21 protein-coding genes and 1 pseudogene are annotated in these 20,163 nt (G+C 25.2%); 4 read left to right on the top strand and 18 right to left on the bottom strand.

The genetic code is table 11. The annotated features are described in order from the left end of the window. Nucleotides 1-3: 3 nt before the first annotated feature. A complete protein-coding gene (locus AC07E4_RS01365) occupies nt 4-441 on the top strand; it encodes a helix-turn-helix domain-containing protein (RefSeq protein ID WP_478215561.1) in 438 nt (145 codons plus the stop codon). 50 nt (nt 442-491) lie between these two features. Next, nucleotides 492-1,016 (top strand): DUF6512 family protein, encoded by a 525-nt coding sequence (locus AC07E4_RS01360; RefSeq protein WP_051540220.1) that lies wholly within the window; start codon nt 492-494, stop codon nt 1,014-1,016. A gap of 49 nt (nt 1,017-1,065) precedes the next feature. On the opposite strand, the gene AC07E4_RS01355 is transcribed toward AC07E4_RS01360, so the two are convergent. From AC07E4_RS01355 to AC07E4_RS01310, 10 genes are all read right to left on the bottom strand, one after another. Then, nucleotides 1,066-1,458 (bottom strand): hypothetical protein, encoded by a 393-nt coding sequence (locus AC07E4_RS01355; protein WP_478215560.1) that lies wholly within the window; start codon nt 1,456-1,458, stop codon nt 1,066-1,068. 101 nt (nt 1,459-1,559) lie between these two features. Beyond that, nucleotides 1,560-2,339 carry a pseudouridine synthase gene (locus AC07E4_RS01350; protein WP_040327979.1) on the bottom strand — a complete coding sequence of 260 codons (780 nt, stop codon included), beginning with the start codon at nt 2,337-2,339 and terminating at the stop codon, nt 1,560-1,562. A 43-nt stretch (nt 2,340-2,382) separates the two neighbouring features. Next, a complete protein-coding gene (locus AC07E4_RS01345) occupies nt 2,383-2,838 on the bottom strand; it encodes a HepT-like ribonuclease domain-containing protein (RefSeq protein WP_040327980.1) in 456 nt (151 codons plus the stop codon). Continuing rightward, nucleotides 2,822-3,253 (bottom strand): nucleotidyltransferase domain-containing protein, encoded by a 432-nt coding sequence (locus AC07E4_RS01340; protein WP_040327981.1) that lies wholly within the window; start codon nt 3,251-3,253, stop codon nt 2,822-2,824. The genes AC07E4_RS01345 and AC07E4_RS01340 overlap by 17 nt, the downstream gene beginning before the upstream one ends. 195 nt (nt 3,254-3,448) lie before the next feature. Continuing rightward, complete coding sequence (locus tag AC07E4_RS01335; protein ID WP_040327982.1) at nt 3,449-3,652, bottom strand: heavy-metal-associated domain-containing protein; 204 nt, start codon at nt 3,650-3,652, stop codon at nt 3,449-3,451. Between the two features lie 65 nt (nt 3,653-3,717). Further along, entirely contained in the window at nt 3,718-4,470 is a 753-nt protein-coding gene (locus AC07E4_RS01330; protein WP_478215559.1) for a M15 family metallopeptidase, read from the bottom strand. Nucleotides 4,471-4,755: 285 nt separating this feature from the next. Beyond that, the gene (locus tag AC07E4_RS01325) at nt 4,756-5,934 is read right to left on the bottom strand and encodes a sensor domain-containing diguanylate cyclase (protein ID WP_040327984.1); all 1,179 of its coding nucleotides are present in this window, start codon (nt 5,932-5,934) and stop codon (nt 4,756-4,758) included. Nucleotides 5,935-6,135: 201 nt separating this feature from the next. Then, a complete protein-coding gene (locus AC07E4_RS01320) occupies nt 6,136-6,945 on the bottom strand; it encodes a lectin OAA family protein (protein WP_040327985.1) in 810 nt (269 codons plus the stop codon). Between the two features lie 294 nt (nt 6,946-7,239). Beyond that, nucleotides 7,240-7,395, bottom strand: coding sequence for a hypothetical protein (locus AC07E4_RS01315; protein WP_158644469.1), 156 nt, complete (start codon nt 7,393-7,395; stop codon nt 7,240-7,242). A gap of 349 nt (nt 7,396-7,744) precedes the next feature. Then, complete coding sequence (locus AC07E4_RS01310; protein ID WP_040327987.1) at nt 7,745-9,088, bottom strand: MATE family efflux transporter; 1,344 nt, start codon at nt 9,086-9,088, stop codon at nt 7,745-7,747. A gap of 362 nt (nt 9,089-9,450) precedes the next feature. Between AC07E4_RS01310 and ytaF the strand changes: the two genes are divergently transcribed. Next, nucleotides 9,451-10,065, top strand: coding sequence for a sporulation membrane protein YtaF (gene ytaF, locus AC07E4_RS01305; protein WP_040327988.1), 615 nt, complete (start codon nt 9,451-9,453; stop codon nt 10,063-10,065). Between the two features lie 170 nt (nt 10,066-10,235). Here the strand turns inward: ytaF and AC07E4_RS01300 are convergent, their stop codons facing one another. The 7 genes from AC07E4_RS01300 to AC07E4_RS01270 form a co-directional block, all read right to left on the bottom strand. Continuing rightward, nucleotides 10,236-10,868 (bottom strand): beta/alpha barrel domain-containing protein, encoded by a 633-nt coding sequence (locus AC07E4_RS01300; RefSeq protein ID WP_242838415.1) that lies wholly within the window; start codon nt 10,866-10,868, stop codon nt 10,236-10,238. Nucleotides 10,869-11,045: 177 nt separating this feature from the next. Then, nucleotides 11,046-11,333 carry a hypothetical protein gene (locus AC07E4_RS01295; protein WP_478215558.1) on the bottom strand — a complete coding sequence of 96 codons (288 nt, stop codon included), beginning with the start codon at nt 11,331-11,333 and terminating at the stop codon, nt 11,046-11,048. A gap of 208 nt (nt 11,334-11,541) precedes the next feature. After that, the gene (locus AC07E4_RS01290) at nt 11,542-12,228 is read right to left on the bottom strand and encodes a phosphatase PAP2 family protein (protein WP_478215557.1); all 687 of its coding nucleotides are present in this window, start codon (nt 12,226-12,228) and stop codon (nt 11,542-11,544) included. Between the two features lie 104 nt (nt 12,229-12,332). Next, on the bottom strand, nt 12,333-14,129 hold the full coding sequence (locus tag AC07E4_RS01285; RefSeq protein ID WP_478215556.1) for an ABC transporter ATP-binding protein: 1,797 nt from the start codon (nt 14,127-14,129) through the stop codon (nt 12,333-12,335). A gap of 1 nt (nt 14,130) precedes the next feature. Continuing rightward, nucleotides 14,131-15,951 carry an ABC transporter ATP-binding protein gene (locus AC07E4_RS01280; RefSeq protein ID WP_478215555.1) on the bottom strand — a complete coding sequence of 607 codons (1,821 nt, stop codon included), beginning with the start codon at nt 15,949-15,951 and terminating at the stop codon, nt 14,131-14,133. 308 nt (nt 15,952-16,259) lie between these two features. Beyond that, complete coding sequence (locus tag AC07E4_RS01275; RefSeq protein WP_478215554.1) at nt 16,260-17,051, bottom strand: GNAT family N-acetyltransferase; 792 nt, start codon at nt 17,049-17,051, stop codon at nt 16,260-16,262. Between the two features lie 148 nt (nt 17,052-17,199). Then, nucleotides 17,200-17,982, bottom strand: coding sequence for a GNAT family N-acetyltransferase (locus tag AC07E4_RS01270; RefSeq protein ID WP_478215553.1), 783 nt, complete (start codon nt 17,980-17,982; stop codon nt 17,200-17,202). 35 nt (nt 17,983-18,017) lie between these two features. On the opposite strand from AC07E4_RS01270, the pseudogene AC07E4_RS01265 reads away from it, so the two are divergent. Beyond that, nucleotides 18,018-18,161 (top strand): annotated as a pseudogene (locus AC07E4_RS01265) (IS6 family transposase); the annotation flags it as partial. A gap of 725 nt (nt 18,162-18,886) precedes the next feature. On the opposite strand, the gene AC07E4_RS01260 reads toward AC07E4_RS01265, so the two are convergent. Then, complete coding sequence (locus AC07E4_RS01260) at nt 18,887-19,903, bottom strand: GNAT family N-acetyltransferase (RefSeq protein WP_478215552.1); 1,017 nt, start codon at nt 19,901-19,903, stop codon at nt 18,887-18,889. Between the last annotated feature and the right edge of the window lie 260 nt (nt 19,904-20,163).

Raw genomic sequence — 20,163 nt, 5'->3', positions numbered from 1 at the left:
GATTTGAAAGAAAAAAGAACTTCTGAACTTTTAGACATCTTAAACTCAATAGATAATAAAAATAATTTAACTAAATATATAACTAAAGCTAAGTTAAACTATGATTCTTTAGGTTTTAATAATTACTTTGAAGAATTATTAAATATGAAAAATTTAAAAAAGAGTACTATAATTGAATTTTCTAATCTTGATAGAACATATGCATATCAAATATTAAATGGTAAAAAGAAACCTAGTCGTGATAAAATATTACAACTATGTATTGCTGCTAATTTAACTTTTGATGAAGTCCAAAAATGTTTAACTCTTGGAAATGTTGGACAATTATATGCAAAATCCCCACGAGATTCAGCCATAATCTTTGGTATTAAAAATAATATTTCTTTAATTGATATCAATAACTTACTAAATGATTTAAATCTTGATTTACTAGGCGAATGACATAATAAATTACCCCTTATCATAAAATATTTTGAGGGGGGATATTTGTTATGAGTTTAAAATATTACCATATTCTTGGTGCTATTTTCACAATAGTTTTAGGTACACTTTTGCATTTTACTTATCAGTGGTCTGGTAAAAACAATTTAGTTGCAATATTTAGTGCTGTTAATGAAAGTACTTTTGAACACTTAAAGTTGCTTTTTACGCCTATGCTTATTTTCAGCATTTTTGAATATTTTTTATATGGAAAAAACATTGTGAATTTTGTTCCAGTAAAGTTGCTTTCTATTTTGTTAGGTATATTTGTAATAATCACTTCATTTTATACCTATGTAGGCATTATCGGAAATCATTTTCTTATAGCTGATATTGGTACTTTCATATTAGGTGTACTTGTTGCTTATTATTTTAGCTTTCATTTTCTACAAACAAACTGCTTCTACTCATTAATTTCTATACGCCTTGGTTGGATAGGTATTATCATATTAACTTATTGTTTTTTTATATTTACTTTTTATCCACCTCATATTGGATTATTTCTTGATCCTGTATCTAAAACCTATGGAAAATAATATAAAAATAAATAGCCATATTTAAGTTAATGGCTATTATTTTTATATATTAATTTTCTTTATTTTTCAAAAGTATAACATCAAAAAATGAGACACCAACAGCTAATCCAAAAGCTATTGAAAAATTTTTCACTAAATTTATGTCAGAAGGTCTAAATATTTTATCTAAAATATAATTAAAAATACCCACTAATATAAATATGATAATAAATCTTGTTAATCTTTTTACTATCTTTTTATCTTTGCTTTTTTTAAAATTTACAACAATTATTATAATGGTATATAAAATTATAAAGAAAGTAAAAAAAACATATATCATTCCTAATGTTAAACCCATCTTGCCACTAAAATCTTTATAAACCATAAATAGCATAATTATAGTTAAAATTAAAAATGTAGAATATAAAAATCTTGTACATTTCACTAATTTATTTTTCTCCACTATTCACACCCATTTCTTACATCACTCAAAATTAAAATATTATCTTTATAAATTAATAATCCTAACTTTGGATTTTATTTTTCCATAGCCAAATTAATTCTTTATTGTTTAAATAATTTTTCAACCTCATGTTCTGTTAAAGCTCTATATTTACCTTTTTCCAATGTTTCATCTAAAATTAAATTTCCAATAGCAACTCTTTTTAAATATATAACATAGCAACCTACAGCTTTTAGCATACGTTTTACTTGATGTTTTCTTCCTTCAGAAATTGTAAGATGCCCTGATATAACAGGTTGCTTGTATCTATCAGTTTTAGCTTTATAAAAATCTCTAATATTTATTTCTTCAAATTCTTCAAATTCACCATGTTTTATAATTTCTAACTTTGCAGGCTTAGTAATTTTTTCACCTTGTCCAATATAAAGTCCATTTTCTATTTTATTTACATCTTCTTCACTTAAAGATCCTAATGCTATAAAAAAATATTTTTTTTCAACATGTTTTTCAGGACACATCAAGTGATGCTCAAACTCACCATCATTAGTAAATAAAAGTAATCCCTCTGTATCCTTATCTAATCTTCCAACATGAAATATCCCATCCATATCAGTATCTTCAAAAAAGTCTAAAACTGTCTTTGTATTTATATCTTTTCTTGCTGTTATACATCCTTGTGGTTTATGAAACATATAATATACTTTTCCTTTATATTCAATGACATTATTATTATATTTTATACTATCTACCTTTTCATTAATATTTAATGAAGGTTCTCTAGTAACTTTGCCATTAACTTTCACTAATCCCTTTTTAATGTACTCTCTAACATTTTTACGTGTTCCAACTGATGCTTCTGCTAAAAATTTATCTAATCTCATGTTTCCTCACTCTTATCTTTTGTAAAATAAATTTGTAATTCATCTACAGTTTTTTATATCTTAGTATGACTTTATCTTTACTTTCTTCTAAAAATATTTCTAAATAAGCTAACTCTTCAAAGCAAAATTTTTCTATTTGTTCTTCACTAAACTCTCTTTGATAATAATCGTGTGTGTACCTATTTCTAAGTTTAACTGCAACTATTAAATATGCTTTAAGATTTTCGTCAAAAAAACCCATAAGTGAAGCTTGTTCAATAAGTTTTATTGATGTAGTTGAACTTGTCAATTTTCCTTCATTTATAACTATATAGCTTTCACACATATCTATTACATATTCGGTAAAGTCTTGAAAAAATGCAAACATTGCCCTTCTTATTATTCTGCTATTATTTTTTTTATATTCTTTTATAGTATCTTTTAAATCTCCTAAGTTATCATAAGCACATTTATATTTTTCCAAAAATTTTTCTTTTTTATATTTATAATAAGGACTCATCTATAATACCTCCAAAATAGAAATATTGTTCATCTATCTTTAAAGTCTTTTCAAACTCTCTATTATTCCTAGCAAATTTTAATACATAATGTTGGAAATCATACCATTTTTCTTCGTTCACTATATATTTTATATCACTATCAACTGCCATTCTTGCATATTTATTTGCAAAATCATTAAATATAATAAACGTTAAATGAATATTATCATATTTATAATATTCTTTGCTCAATTCTTCTATTTTATCTTCTATATTTAAAGTATCATCAAAACTAACATTAGGATACAATACAATGGCTAAATCTATGTCACTCCTGTTTTCAACCCAATACTTAGTTCTATAACTTCCAAATTCACAAACACTTATTATGGTATTAAGTTTTTTTAATTCATATATATATTGTGTTTTATTCAAAACTTATCCTCCTTTTCATATTTAAAATTTCCATTCAATAATATTATATCCTATTAACTTAATCATTTAAACAATATGGCTTTTTTGAATTTATTGTTCTTTTTTAATGGTTTATTTCATCTATCAAAATTAAAATATAATTTATAAAAAAATAGATATACTTCTCATTTAATAAAAGTACATCTATTTCTCATATTATTTAATATTGCATCCTGCATTTTCAATACAGTTTTTAATTTCTTCTGGTGTTGCTGGATTATTATAAATAACTTCAACACTTCCTCTTGCCATATCGACACATACATTATTTACACCATCGATTTTTTCTAACGCATTTTTTATTTGTGTTTTCACTTCTTGATTTCCAATTCCTTCAACCATATAATGTTCTCTATCCATTATCACATTCTCCTTACTTATAAAGTTTTCAAACGTAGTATGTGCAAAATATAACATGGGTATTCTTAATTAGTTTTTTTAAGATATTCTTCTAAGGTTATTCTATTTTTGGTTATATACTCTGCAGCCTCTTTTCCAACATACCTAAAATGCCATGGTTCATAATCAATTCCTGTTATTTTTTCTTTTTCCTTTGGATATCTAAGAATGAATCCATATTTATAACAGTTTTCTCTAAGCCATTTATTTTCTTCCGTATTTTCTTGTTTTTCATCTAAATTTAAATAACTACTAGATGTTATATCAAGTGCTAATCCTGTTTCATGTTCACTATAGCCTGCTGGCATAACCAATTTTGTTGCTTCTTTACATGCCTGTTCATAAGTCATGCCTTTATTAATATTTTCATTTATAGTTTCATCTAATATGTTTTGTTGTGATTCACTACTTCTATATCCAGATGCCACCCAAAAACTTAATCCTTTATTACTACCCTCTGTTAACATATCACTTAAATCATCGTATATAAAATCTGCAACAGAATTTCTTTTATTATTTAATGATTTTAAATTGACAATATATCCTTCAGGAATTTTTTTATTTTTATTAACCAAAACTAATTTTTTAAATTCATTTGTAGAAGTTGTTGCAACTGTTGGATCGTCTTGAATTACTTTTATATTCTCAACATTTTTTTGATTTATAGAGCACTTTTTATCTTTGTAATACTCTTTCTCATAACCATAACTCATTATAAATATTAAACATAAAACTAAAACCATTATATAAGACATATTATTTTTTATTTCTTTTCTCATAATATCCCTCCCTGTTTTAAGTTGATAAATTATATGTTATTTATTATAATTACTATCTTTATTATTGACTTCCATTATTTTTTTATAACTATTTTAAATTAATAATTTTCTTCTTTAAAAAAACAAAAACAAGAATACCTATTATTCTTTTTGGCACTCTTGTTTTGTTATATAATTTAATTCTATACAATTATTGTAAAATCCTTCTAATTTTTTTAAAATATTTTATATTTTACTGAAATTTAAACAATATGCTGATTATTAAATTTATCTTTTAAATTATATTTAATAATTTTTTTTACTATTTTTATCTTGATACATTTTATAATCAGCTTCATCTATTGTTAACTTAATATCTTTATTAAAATCTTTATATATCGAATATCCTTTAGATATACTTATCTTTATTATTTCTTCATAATTGTACTTTTCTATTTTTTCATCTAACACTTTAAATTTTTCTTTTATATAGACTTCACTTGCATTGTTTACTATTACTGCAAATTCATCTCCACCAATTCTTGATATTGTACTTTGTTCATAAAATACTTCTTTTAAAATATTTGCAGCTGCTATTATAAGTTCATCTCCAATTAAATGTCCATATTCATCATTAGTATTTTTAAGTCCATCTAAATCAAGTATTATTATAGTAACCATATTGGTACCATTTTTGTTTAATCGTCTCATTTCCTTTGTAAAGTAAGTTTTATTTGTAACTCCTGTTATAATATCATTGTAACTTAAATATTGAAGTTTGCTCTCTAACTCTTTTCTATCTTGAATACATCTACTTATACCTTGAAATGAAATAAGCCTACCATCTTTGTCATATTCGGGTATAGAAAAATCTTCTAAAAACATATACTTTCCTTTTTTATTTATATACCTTAATTCCAATGCTCTTCTGTATTTGCTAACATTATTTATTTTGTCTTGTAATTTTTTTGCATCGTCTGGATGTATAAGTTTAAAAAGAATATTTGCATCTTCATAATGTTGTTCTTTAGTTACACCTAATAATTTTTCAACAGCATCATTTATATATGTAAACTTTAATTTGGGATATACTTCTACTCTGTATATTATGTCATATGATTTGTCTGCTAAATATTTTAACACAGTATATTCATGTTCAATGTTCTTATACTCTGTAATATCAAATAAAATTAAATATGCACCTATTAAAATGTTTGAATCATCATATATCTTAGTTACTTTAACACTAAAATATTTCTTTTCTGAATTTTTATCTTTCAAAACTAATTCTTTTAAGTCATATTCTTCTTGTATATTTATGCTTTTTTCAATAATAAAGTCATTTATACTTTTTCCTATAACATCTTCCTTTTTAAACTTTAGATTTTCATAAAAATTATCACTAACCTCACATATAACATTATCTAAGTCTAAATACATAAAAATCTCTCTACTATATCTCCTATATGTTTTTTCTGAAAGCATTAATATTTTCCCCCTCATATTTTATACCATTTTACATAAAAGTATTTTATTAAAAATTTATATATTTTTTGTTTTTTATAATTTGATTATAACATAATGAATAAAACTCAAAATACAATTTTTTGAATTTTATTAAAAAAGATCATTAAAAAAGATGACTTTTGGTTTTTCCAAAAGCCATCTCTATATTTAAAACATTTTCTATTTAATTTGATCTATTATTTTAGCTCTAAAACCAATAGGACCCTCACCTTCATATTTCATTTGTCCATTAAGATTCTGTCCATTATTATTGGAATTAAATTTTAGTTCAATAACTCTTTGAGTTTCTCTTCCACCAATTATCATATCTCCACTACGATGCCATGGTGCTGAAGATCCTCCCCATTGGTTATATACTTCATAATTATTAGCTACAATATTAACAGCTCTAAAACCTATTGGACCTTCTCCTTTATAAGTCATAGTTCCTTCAAGTGTACATCCACCATCTGTTGATTTTATATCCATAGCTACAACATTTTGATTAGTTCTTCCACTTAACACCCAAGTTCCACCATAATGCCATGGTGCTGAAGATCCACCCCATTGATTTTCAACTTCATAAGAAGGAATAAAAATTCCTACAAATCCTATAGTTTTTTCACAACTATAATTCATAACTCCCACTAAAACTCTTCCATCATCACTAGCAGTAACTTTTAATCTAGTACATCTTTGCTTACATCTTCCTCCAATTACCCATATACCTTCATCATGCCAAGTTCCTGAAGATCCACCCCAACGAACTTTTACATTATACATATTTCCATATTCTTGCTCTGCAAATAATTCTATTGGACCTTCACCATTGTAAGTTACAGTTCCTCTAAGAGTTCTACCACAATCTCTTGATCTAATATCAATTTCAACTAAATATTGATCTTCTCTACTACCTAATAACCATGTTGATCCTGGAATCCATGATGGACATGGTCCACCTTGATAATTTTGAACTTGATAAGCAGCCATACTTATCCCTCCTATTTATAATCAACTTTGGTTTATTAGAAATTTAGCCAATATAATTTTCTATATACTTTAATATATGAAGGTATAATTTGATTTGTGTCAAAACTTAAAAGGATAAAAGATTCAGCTAAAACATCACTAAGTGTTAAATCTAATTGATATTTTTTTAATCTATTTTAGATACAATACTACTTGCTATTTATGAAAATAAAAGTGTAATTTTTAAATTCATCTGTAATCTTAAAATATTAATAATAATAATTTAAAATATTCTTCTAGTTTTAATTTTCATATTCAGTATTTACTTTTTATACTAAAGTATAAACTAACCCATATTAATGTTCCTATAGTAGCACCTACACCTTCCATATCAAATATTGCTCCAACTGCAACGCCTAGGGGTATTGAAAAAATTATATAGTCTTTTTTCGGATATTTTTTCTTTATCACAAATGACCTCCTAATATATTTTATTTTTAAATTATATATACAAAAAAGTTTCCAACATATTGAATCAAATATTGGAAACTTTTTTGTAGTATTAAATTTTAAATATTACTCATTCATCTTCAAGTAGTGAACACCTAATTTTTAATATTTTACTTAATATATTTTTTATATCAGTAATTAATTATATTATATAGTTTTTCAAATTATTTTCTTGTCAGATATTAATTTAATATTGTAAAATTTATATTAACTTAAATGTATATTTTTTAAAGTTATTCTGTATGTTTAATGCTTTTTAGTTAAATTTATAATTTAATTTAAAAGTATATTTTATTTAGTATATATTCCTTTATTTTTCAAATCCATGAAGCCAATCAGATTTTAAGTAGTAAATTAAGAAAATTAAAGAACTTAAAAACCATGTTAATGGATATGCCCAAAATACTACTTTTATGCTAGGTATATAATGTGTAGCTACTGTTACATATATTACCCTTATAACGCACCAACAACATAACATTACAATCATTGGAACAATTGATTTTCCTGCCCCTCTTAAAATTCCTGCTAAACAATGAGAAAATGCTAAAAGAAAATAGAATAATGCAATTGTTCTTGCTTGAGATGTTCCATATTTAATAACTTCTGCTTCTCCATTAAAAAGTGCAATAAGTTTTGGTGCTGTAAAAAAGAAAACTATTCCTACTATTTCTGCAAGCATAAGTGAAATAAAAATGCCAAAGTATGTTCCCTTTTTAGCACGTTCATATTGCTTAGCACCAAGATTTTGACTAATAAATGTTGTCATAGAGAAAGCAAAACTTGTTATTGGAATAAATGCAAATCCCTCAATTTTAGAGTAAGCTCCACAACCAGCTACTGCTATAGCTCCAAATGCATTTATATTAGATTGAACAACAATGTTAGCAAGTGCAATAACTGAATTTTGTATACCTGCTGGTATTCCCATATGAAGAATTTGTTTAAGCATTGTTATATTTAATCGTATTTTATTTAAACTTACTTTGTATATATCTTTTGTTTTAGTAAGATGATAAAATGCTAATACAACACTTACACCTTGTGCTATAACAGTTGCTATTGCAGCTCCTGCAATTCCCATTTTAAACCCTGCTACAAAAAGTAAATCTAGCACAACATTCACAACAGATGAAACCATAAGATAATATAAAGGATGCTTACTATCACCTACAGCTTGAAAAATACCACTTGCAGTATTATACATTACAACGGTTAAAATACCACCAAAATAAATTCTCACATACAATACTGCTTTTGGAAATACACTATCTGGAGTGCCCATAAGCCTTAATATCTGTGGTGAAAGTAATGTTCCTAAAAAAGTTAATATAATTCCTGCTATAATTCCAAACGCAATAGATGTATGAATTGCTGTTTGAACATTCTCTTTTTCACCTGCCCCAAAATATTTTGAAATAACCACTCCAGCTCCCATAAAAATTCCACCAAATAGTCCTACTAATAAAAATATAAGAGAACCAGTAGAACTTATTGCAGCCAATGCATCTCTACCTACAAAATTACCAATTACCAATGAATCAACAACATTGTATAGTTGTTGAAATAAATTACCCCAAAAAATCGGCAATGCAAATCTAAAAATCTTTTTGCATATTGATCCGTTGGTCATTAACACTGTATTCGATTCCATATAATCTGTCACCCACTCTCAAATCGTTATTATTAACTAGATAATATTCTAAATTTCATAATAAATAAAATTATACCACATATACCATTTTCTTTCTTTAAATTTATGCCAGTTATATTGTTAATATTAAAATTATTATTTTAAATTAAACAAAAGATTTCTATTTTAATTAGAAAAGCTATTAAATTATAATATAATAAAATATTTTTTAGGATAATTTAATTCTTAATACTATCTAAATTATAATTTTAAAATATATTTTTACATAATTTTGTTTTTATTTACATAATAATTGTTTTTTGTAACATTGTTAAATTTTATTCATATATTATAGATGTAACTAATTATAAGGAGTTGCCTTTATTATGTTAATTCTATCTGCATTATTATTTAGTATATCTTCAAATCTAGATAATTTAGTTATTGGAATAGCTTATGGAATTAAAAAAATAAATATAGGAATATTGCCAAATTGCATTATAGCTTTTATAACCTCTTTAGGTACACTTATATCTATGCTATTTGGTTCTTATATAGCAAAGTTTTTACCTACATCTATATCTAATAGTTTAGGTGCTTTAATAATAATTGCTTTAGGTATATATTTTATAATTACTAGTCTTTTAAAATTCAAAAACAAGACTAGCTCAAAAGAACTAGCTTTAAAAGATGTTAATGATATGGTTCAATATGCTGAGTCATCTGATTTAGATAAGTCTGGGGATATTAGCATAAAAGAATCTTTTCTTGTAGCCTTAGGTTTAACATTTAATAATTTAGGTACTGGTGTGGCTGCAAGTATAACAGGTGTTAGCATTAAATTTACTGTAATTTCTACATTTGTATTAAGCATTATTATAATACTGTTAGGTGAATCTATAGGTAATCGTGTTTTAGGTAAAATTTTGGGTAAGTATGCTCCACTATTTTCAGGTGTATTATTAATAATACTTGGTATTTTAGAACTACTTAATTAAAATAATAAAAATAGGATGAAGATACTAACTACATCTCCTTCCTATTTTATATGATTTATATGTAAAATATTTCTTAAACTATACATATATTAATTTCAAAGGAGTTCTAAACATAAAATTCAATATTTAGAACTCCTTTTTACTTATAGTTTGAAACTATAAAATTATACTTATTTGTCAGCTTCATATCTTTTTCTATGAGAAATCATTATATCATTTAATATTTCTCCAGTACTTGGTGGAGTATATGTAATAGCATTTGCACCTGCAAGTATTGTTTCTTTTATACTTTCATCAGTTGGTCCACCAGTTGCTATTATAGGGAATTCTGGGTATTTCTCTCTTATTTTTCTTACAATTTTAGCTGTATTTTTAGCTCCTGATACATTTAAAATTGTTGCTCCTGCTTCTATTCTTCCATCTATATCATCAAGTTCAGAAACTACAGTAACTATTATTGGTAAATCTATTGTATCTCTCATTTCTCTAACAACTTCATTTGATATAGATGAATTCATTACAACACCCATTGCACCTTTGAATTCAGCATCCAATGCTAAGTTTACAACCCTTTTCCCTGTAGTTATAGCTCCACCTACACCACAAAATACAGGAATATCAGATGCTAACAACAATGCTTCTGTTATTATTGGTTGTGGAGTAAAAGGATATACTGCTATAACAGCATCTGCATTAGTATTTTTTATTATAGCTACATCAGTAGAAAACACTAATGACTTAATCCTTTTTCCAAAAATAATAATTCCACTAGCATCACGTATTACTCTTGGTAATTCAATCATATGACTTCTTAATAAACCTTTAAACTCTGGTACATATTTTGCCAAAATAATTCCCCCTTTTCCTTTTAAAATTATGTTTATATATATAATATACCTTTGTTTAAAATATTTAAATATAAATTCAAAAAAACTTCAAACATTCAATATAAATTTTTAATGTTTGAAGTGTAATTTAAACTAATCTAAATAGCATTTTTCAAATTCATCTAGACTTTTATAAAGCTTAACATCCATATCAATCTTTTTATAATTTTTTGCATATTCTTTCATAGAATTGTCAAATGCTTTTGCTGATGAAAGTAAATTGCTAGGTGAAATATTTTCCATAAGTTCTATTTTATCAATATTATAATTATCATACATTTCATTGTAAAATCCTCCCCAACTTTCTTCACTATCATTCCACATATCTGCCACAGCTTGTGCATATTCTAAGTTATACTCTAAAAATTCTAAATTTCTCATAAATTCACCTCTCATTTTTAAATATACTAAATCATAAAAAAAGCCTTGATTGCTCAAGACTTCAAATTATCTACTTTCTCATTGCATAAAAAATACTTTAATATTAACATTACAAATAGTTAGAATAGTACTTCTTTAATAAATTCTCTACTTATTTAATATACCCTTTTTTCTATTTTATAAAACCTAATAAACTTTGCCCAAATTCCTACTTAAAGATTTCTACATTATTAATATCTTTTTTCTTTTTATGAAATTTTTTTATGAAATTGGTGTTATAAAATATATATTCTATGCCTTTATAAACACCTTCCACTAAAACTAACCCAGCTAGTAAATCCATAATTACATGTTGTTTGACAAATTGAGTTGAAATTATAATTAACCATCCAATTATATTAAAGCTAATTTTATATTTTCTAGGCATGTTTTTAAGTTTATTTATTCCTTTTAAAACTGAAAAAGTTGCTACTACATGAATACTAGGAAAACAATTATATGGATTATCCTTGCTATAAATAAACCTAACAAAACTGCACAAAAAATCATCATGAATTATTACTGGTCTTGGCACATAAGTTTGAAAACACATGTAAATTATAAGACAAATAAAATTTCCTATATTTAAAGCCAAAAGTGAAATAAAATATCTTTCTTCATCACAATAACAAATTATTATAAGTAAAATTACCAAATTCGGCATATACATCATATATGGAATGATAAATACATTTATAAATGGAACTAAGCTATCTAATTCTGTATATACTGAATGTAATTTTTGATTTGGAGCATTATTTATTAAAAAATATCCTATACTAGTTAAAACTATAGAAAATATCCACAAATATGGTTTTATACTTTTCACATTATATTTTTCTAGTAACCACTTCATAAAAACCACCTTTTATACTAAATTATTCTATAATTCATATTATATTACTTAAAAGCTTTAAATAGATACATATTTTATAATTTACTGCAAAATTATTTTTATTTCTAAACATAGTACTGTGCCTGTGCCATATACATACTTTCATACTGGCTTCCTACAACCCCTACTAGTTCCTTATGAGTTCCATATTGAATAATTTCACCTTTATGAAATACTGCAATTTTATCACAGAATTTACAACTTGATAATCTATGTGAAATATATATAACAGTTTTTCCTCCAATTAATTCATTAAATTTACTGTATATATCTGCTTCTGCAATAGGATCTAATGCTGCTGTAGGTTCATCTAAAATAACTATTGGTGAATTTTTAAATATTGCTCTTGAAATAGCTAGTTTTTGAGATTGTCCTCCTGAAAACTCTATACCATCTTCTTCAAAAGTCTTGTATATATGAGTATTTATTCCACTAGGCAATTTCAATATATCTTTTTCTAACCCTACATTTTTAAGTACTTTTTCAATTTCTTCATCTTTTGAAAATTCACAATTATCAAGAGCCACATTTTCCTTAATACTAAATGCCATCAATTTAAAATCTTGAAATACTACAGATAATAATTTCATGTACTCTTCATAATTATACTCGTTAATATTTACACCATTTAATAAAATTTCCCCCTGTGTAGGTTCATAAAGTCTTGTAAGTAATTTTATAAATGTGGTTTTCCCTGCTCCATTTAGTCCTACTACTGATAATTTTTCTCCATTTTTAATAACTATTGATATATTTCTTAATATATAATCATCACTTCTTGGATACTTAAATGATACATTTTTAAATTCTATATTAAATTCTTTTATATCTTCAATTTTCTTATGACCACTATTATTAATAGATTTAATTTGCTCAAACTCAATATATGTTTCTAATAACTTACACATTTGTCTTAATGATATAAAATTAGTACTAAACTCTAATACAGTATTACTAAAATTCACAGCCGAAGCTACATACATTGTAAATGACCCTATTCCTATAGACTTTACAAATACTTTATAAGTCATATATGCATAAATAATTAACATTTGCACTTGAAGATTTATCTTGCTAAGTCCATTATACTTCCATATAGTTTTAAACACCTTACCAAATTCATATAATGAAGCTTCATTATATTCTTTATATTTTTCCATAATTAAAGGACTTATATCATATAATCTTATATCCTTAGCCATAGAAAAATCTTTAATTATACTATCAAAATACTCTGATGTTCTATTTAAAGGAATTAATACTTTGTACAAACCTAGCTCAACTTTTTGAGATTTTTTATATATAAAAGAATTTAAACCAATTATACAAAGTATGATTAAAATAATATATAAGTCTAAAGTTGAAATTACTACTACAAGACTTATAATTGTTATAATATTTGTTATTACTTTCACTGTTTCACTTATTATTCTCTCTATAGCATATTGAGTATTAATAGGATATAGGGCTTTTTCCTTTAAATTTAAAACTTCTGGATCTTCTATTTTTTCAAAGTCCATATTCATTATTTTTTTTCCTATTAATAAATTAATTTCATCTAATATTTCTTTATTTTTTATATAAATTATGGTATCTAACCACTTATCAAACAAACTCAATAAAAAGTTTCCAATTATAATTGTAATTACTAACGTAATAAATACTTCCATTCTTCTTTGATTTATTAATTCATCTATAATAAATTTAGGAATTATTATGTTAACAAGTGGAGTTAGTGATTTTAATGTTGATGATAAAATCAACATTGGTATATATGACTTTGAAATTCCATGAATTAATCCCAGGAAATATATAACAGTATTAAAATCCTTATTTATTTCTAATTCATTTTTCTTTTTCATGTTATGCACCCTCCTCTTCTAAGTTTTCTTCCTTATAATAGGATGCTTGTACATTAAACATTTCTGCATATTTTCCATTTTTATTTAAAAGTTCATCATGTGTTCCATATTCTTTTATTTCTCCATTCTCGAAAAAAGCTATAACATCACAAAACCTTGTACTCGCTAACCTATGCGATATGAAAAAAGCTGTTTTATTACCTATCATACTATTAAAGTTTATATATATATTATATTCTGCAATAGGATCTAATGCTGCTGTCGGTTCATCTAAAATTACAATATGTCCATCTTTATATAATCCTCTAGCAAGAGCCAATTTCTGATTTTCTCCCCCAGACAATTCTATTCCATTAGAATCAAATATTTTAAGTAATGATGTATCTATTCCCCTTTCTAATGAATTAATCTTTTCTCCTATTCCAGCCATTTCAATACTATTTAAAACTTTTTTTCTATCTATACAGTCTTTATCTTTAAATGCTATATTTTCAGCTATAGAAAAAGCAAACATTTTTATTTCTTGAAACACTACTGAAAATAATTTATAATATTCATTTCTATCAAAATTTGCTATATTCACTCCATTTATTAGTATTTCACCTTCTAGAGGTTCATAAAGTCTAGTTAATAGCTTAACAAATGTAGTTTTACCTGCACCATTAACTCCTACCATAGCTAATTTTTGACCCTTCTCTATTTTTAAAGAAAGGTTTTTAAAGATATATCTATCACTATTAGGATATTTAAATGATACGTTTTTAAACTCTATTTCATAAGTATCATCTTTAGGAATATTTAAATAATCTAATTCTTCCTTTTTTAAATCCTTTTCAATAAAATCTCTAAAATCATTTATATATAAATTCTGTGCATTTATATGTGCTATATCATTTAATATTTTTTGCATCCATCCTGCAAAACTTGCTATTGTTGCAAAATACATAGTAAAATTTCCTATACTCATATTTCCATATAATACCTTGTAAATTAAATATGCATATACTATTCCTTCCCTAATCAATAAAAGAAAAACTTCAACTATCGCTACTTTAAAATATTTATATTTAATATCTTTTTCAATTTTAACTTGATCTTTCTTAAATTTATAAAATTTATTAGCTATCCATTGACTTAAATTGAAAACCCGTATATCCTTTCCATAAGTAAAATTACACATAATATCATAAATATATTTACTTTTTCTATTTAACTCTGAAACATCGTCTTTTCTTTTATATTCATATTTTTTTACTTTAGTAGTTAAATAGTAAACAATCCATACATTAATTATTAAATATAATATAATCCATGGACTTAATGTGGCCACAATAGTTACGTATCCTAAAAATGCAATTCCTAGTCCAAATAATCCAAAAAGCTTACGAATCACACTTTCAATGCCAAAAGCAGCTCCTGCTACAGCTTTTCCTGCTGTTTCTATATCGTTTAAAATTTTAGGATTTTCAGTGTATTTAAAATCCATAGTCATACACTTTTCATTTATAAGGTTGGTGAATTTAAATGTTATGTCCATTAATCTTGGTGAATATGATCCTTCTAAATATGAATTCAAGTAGTTTAATACTGATGATATAATAAAATAGTTTAATATTATTATGATTAATCTTTGTGCTCTATTCTCCCCCATTAATTCATCAATTAAAAATTTTGGAGCAACTATGTTTATAAATGGAATCAACGCTGTTACTATAGTAAATAAACCAAAATAATACAACAACTTCTTGTCCCATTTCAAGGTCTTCCTAATTAGAAATTTAACATTACTGATAAGTCCACGCCTATCATTGTTTTCATTCATAATTCCACCCCTTTTCAGTTTTAGAAACATTCTAAATATTACCACAATATCTTCGAATACTCAACCTTTTTTACCAATTTATTGATATTAAAACTACATTAAAATTTAAAAATATTTCTTAACTTACTATGTGAACCTAAAGACTGTCTAAAAATAACTTTCCTCTTAAATTTATCTATAAATTGTCGTATATCCTTAACTTTCTCAAATATAAAATGTAATATTTGAGAATATTTCTTTATTTCACTTAAAAATCAGCTAGAGTAAAAACCCCAGCTGATTCAATATTTACTTTATTGTGATTTTATTTAATTAAGTTTTACAAGCACAATTCTATAATCACAAATCTTTTGAAATTGATTTTTTTCAGCTACTCTAACTGATGGAGTGTTTTCCTTCCAAGAATCCCAATACGGAACTATATTTAAATCTACACATTTTTTTAAAAATTCATTTGCAATTATAGTTGCTACACCTTTTCCTTCGCATTCTTCAATAGTTTCAACACCTATTCCACAATAATTTTTACTTACATATTCTGACGTACACCAACTAATTATATTTTCATCCATTATTGCACAATAACCAAAACCATTATTAGAAAAGTTGTCTACTGAGCCCCACATTCCCTCTACTTCATCTATAAGACAGTTATGATTTCCTAACGAATCCTTCTTTAATATATCATTGTCTATACTCTTAATTATTAAATCATCATTTTTCTTTATTATTGGAACAGAGTTCAGTTCTTGTTTAAATAAAAATCTATCTACTACTTTATGTTTAAATCCCTTTAACTCTTCTAATAATTCATTTTCCCAGACTTCTGGATAATAATTAATTTTGACTAACCCTACTTCTTTTCTTCTACTATCATTTAAATAGTTCTCCTTAAAGAAAGTTATTGCCTCTTTATATTTATTCTTATCTCCTACCTCTCCACCAAAGTAAACACAATTTCCTTCATATATTAAAAATATTGATATATTCTCAATATCATCAACAATTATTTGTGCTGGTGTATTGCCTTCAATAATAGAATCAAATAAAAAACTATGTATATCTGATTTGTATACCTCAAGCAATTTATCCTTATTCATTTTTAATTCTTTCATATCTACATATTATTAAAAGAAATATATTTAAGCCATAATAGCCTTAATCATCTCTCCACTTGTTATAGCTTTTTATTTGTATACCATTTATTAAACTTTCACCATTTATAATAATCCTATTAACTCTTAATAATTAGAATTCACACAATATAATCCTATGATTGGCTATAAAGCCTGATTTTTCTAAAGTTCTTTTAGATATAATATTTTTTACATCACAACAAACCATTGGAATTAAATTTTTGCTATAACAATGTTCTTTTAATTTAACATTAATATAGGTTCCTATTCCATTTCCACGATATTTTTCAACCACATGCATACCTATATCACCATATTTTTCTCCATGTTCTTTAATTATTCTAAATTCTCCAATTCCAAGTAAGTTATCATTATCATATAATACAAATAACTGCTCATTATCTATTAATTTCTCATAATATCCCTTAAATGCCGGATCACATTTATTTTTTATTTCATCTATATCTTGCCCTTGAGCTAATCTAAAAGATAGCTTTGAAAAACTATTTAATTCATATCTTACTTTTTCATTATCTGTAAAAAGATATGAATCTACAGTTATATTTTTTTGATAGTCAAGACATAAGGACATAAATTCTGGTTCTTTTGTAGAAACCCCCGCCTTTTCTACTATATCACTTGTAATAATATATTTAAAAATTTCTTCTTCATTCATGTAGTATTCTTTAGAAACATAAAACTGTACTAATGTTTTACATGAATTTACACAAAAGTGCCCTGCAACTTTACCATTGTACAAGACTTCATAACATTTTGAACTAGCCACTTCTACATTCTGCCAAAAACCATCTATTGGAGTTTTTAAGCTCTCAATATACTTACTTTTTAGTCTATTTGCTTCTTGCTCGACTTTAACTTCTACAATTTCAATCATTCTATCTATCTCCTATCCAAATAAGTAAATTCAAAATTAATATATTTGAAAAAGCTAATAACTTAGTATACTTGTTTATCTTTCAGTACAATTTCATTCGTCCTCATGGTTCTTTAAATGATTTTACACCAGCAGAGGTAGCTGGTTTTGAAACTACTGAATTAGATAAAGATACTTGATTTACAGCAGTTTAATTTTAATTAATATTTTTGATCAACCTGCAAAAATCAAATTTATTGCAGACTTGTTTGCTATGCAATAAAATCTTCAAACTTATATACTTTTCAAAGAACTAACAACTCTAAGAATTTTAAAGATATTTTTTCATATCTACTTAACAGATTACTAATCTTAAACATATATTTTATGCGATGAATCTAAATATTTTCATCACATGAAGAAATCTTCAAGTAATATATCTCCATAACTTCAACACGCATATATATTAAATTAATTTGATTTCTATCTTTATTTACATTGTACTTCTATTTATTTACTATTTTTGTCATATACTGAACCTTACTTATTAAATTTTTTTAACTTCATTTTATGTTGTTAATTTATTATTCATTTTTTTGCAAATATATTTATTTAAAATCAATTTATCTAATTAATTTATATATTTGGAATATATTCGTAATAACTGTGTTATCTTAGCCAAACTTTATTTTTGTAAATTCAAAATTAATATATTTTTATTTCAAATAGTATATATTCTTCTAATGAACTTAAGTATTACACCTTTAATAAAAAAATAGCCCTGATTTCTCAAGGCATTAATCTATTAAAAGTTTGTACTAATTTTCTTACACTATTTATATAAAAATACTATTTTTGAAATCAAGATATCTACAATAAAATTACACTTTGGTATTAAATTTTAGCAAAAATATTAACCTACATATCAATGAGAGAATAAACTAAAATTCAGTTGTCTTATACCATCTGCCCAATACACTCTTTCATCAATAGTTCTAAACATCCTATATGCAACTGGTTGAAATCCTTCTTTTGGCCAAAAATTAGATGAGCATAAATTGGCAATTCTCCAATCAGCTATAGCATTTTCAACTCCTAGTTCTATGGCCCTATTAAACATTAATTTAGTAAGTGCGTCGCCAATACCAGTTCCCCTACTTTCTTCTATAGTTCCACAAATAGATATTTCTAAAGATTTTTCAGGACTCATCATGCTTGATGAGTCATCCTCTCCTATATTCGCACATTGAAATCCTACCAATTTACTATCTTTATAAGCAAGTAAAACAATTGCATCTTCATCCTCTGTTAATTCTCCATAACCCTCTCTTATTTGTTCTACTTTTTCTGGTAATCCGGCAGCATAAGTTGGTGATCCAGCTTGATAAGAGAATATAAGATTGGAAATTTCTTTTAACTTTTCTGAATCGTTTTTATTCGCTTGTCTGATAGCCAAATTATCTGGAATACTAACCTCTGCTTTTGATAAACTAGTTATTCCATAAACTTGCTGAAATGCAAAACTAAGCTTTAACCACGAATCTACTACTTCTTTATAACCTGCTGGGACTTCTATGAAGTGGGATAGAGCTCCATTTTTTACCCATATTTTTGCTATTTCGGCATAAAGTTTTCTATATAATTCAGAGGATTCTGTATCTGCTATTGCTAAGCCTTCATAACTTACAAATGCGCATCTACCAAACATCCCCTCAGTCTTAATATTTGATAATAGAAATCCTAATAGATTATTATTTTCATATGCACATATTCCTTTAACATAGCTACTTTCCATCAATTTATAAAGTATTTTTTCTGTATAATTACTGTCTTCAAATTCTTTTTTTAATGTAGGGAAAATAACCCTTTCTTTTTTATGTCTATTGGCCAATAATTTCGATGCTTGAATTACATCTTCTTTGCTAAATTCCCTAAATTCCAATAATATCACTCCTTAAACATATTTTGTTTAACTTATAAGATCACTTTACCTACTCCGTAAAAGACTAAGGTCTAAATTATATACTATTTATATAAAAACACTATTTTTAAGATTAACATAAATAAACTAAGAAACAACTTCAATTTCTAGTTTATTTACATACATAATTATATTTGATATTAAATATTTTATATATCCCCAAAACATTTCGGTATTAAATTTGAACATTAATATTTCTAAAATACTATAAAAAATAATTT

The sequence above is a fragment of the Clostridium amazonense genome (assembly GCF_056431285.1).
Note: the sequence above shows the minus strand (reverse complement) of the source record. Positions and strands in the feature narration are given on the sequence as shown.

Bases quoted from the DNA above. Each gene is read 5' to 3' on its own strand.
- AC07E4_RS01275 (WP_478215554.1), bottom strand. From the start codon at position 17,051: ATGAATAAGGATAAATTGCTTGAGGTATACAAATCAGATATACATAGT.
- AC07E4_RS01325 (WP_040327984.1), bottom strand. From the start codon at position 5,934: ATGCTTTCAGAAAAAACATATAGGAGATATAGTAGAGAGATTTTTATG.
- AC07E4_RS01295 (WP_478215558.1), bottom strand. From the start codon at position 11,333: ATGAGAAATTTAGAATTTTTAGAGTATAACTTAGAATATGCACAAGCT.
- AC07E4_RS01320 (WP_040327985.1), bottom strand. From the start codon at position 6,945: ATGGCTGCTTATCAAGTTCAAAATTATCAAGGTGGACCATGTCCATCA.
- AC07E4_RS01310 (WP_040327987.1), bottom strand. From the start codon at position 9,088: ATGGAATCGAATACAGTGTTAATGACCAACGGATCAATATGCAAAAAG.
- AC07E4_RS01330 (WP_478215559.1), bottom strand. From the start codon at position 4,470: ATGAGAAAAGAAATAAAAAATAATATGTCTTATATAATGGTTTTAGTT.
- AC07E4_RS01345 (WP_040327980.1), bottom strand. From the start codon at position 2,838: ATGAGTCCTTATTATAAATATAAAAAAGAAAAATTTTTGGAAAAATAT.
- AC07E4_RS01335 (WP_040327982.1), bottom strand. From the start codon at position 3,652: ATGGATAGAGAACATTATATGGTTGAAGGAATTGGAAATCAAGAAGTG.
- AC07E4_RS01285 (WP_478215556.1), bottom strand. From the start codon at position 14,129: ATGAAAAAGAAAAATGAATTAGAAATAAATAAGGATTTTAATACTGTT.
- AC07E4_RS01360 (WP_051540220.1), top strand. From the start codon at position 492: ATGAGTTTAAAATATTACCATATTCTTGGTGCTATTTTCACAATAGTT.
- AC07E4_RS01270 (WP_478215553.1), bottom strand. From the start codon at position 17,982: ATGATTGAAATTGTAGAAGTTAAAGTCGAGCAAGAAGCAAATAGACTA.
- AC07E4_RS01350 (WP_040327979.1), bottom strand. From the start codon at position 2,339: ATGAGATTAGATAAATTTTTAGCAGAAGCATCAGTTGGAACACGTAAA.
- AC07E4_RS01300 (WP_242838415.1), bottom strand. From the start codon at position 10,868: ATGATTGAATTACCAAGAGTAATACGTGATGCTAGTGGAATTATTATT.
- AC07E4_RS01280 (WP_478215555.1), bottom strand. From the start codon at position 15,951: ATGAATGAAAACAATGATAGGCGTGGACTTATCAGTAATGTTAAATTT.
- AC07E4_RS01290 (WP_478215557.1), bottom strand. From the start codon at position 12,228: ATGAAGTGGTTACTAGAAAAATATAATGTGAAAAGTATAAAACCATAT.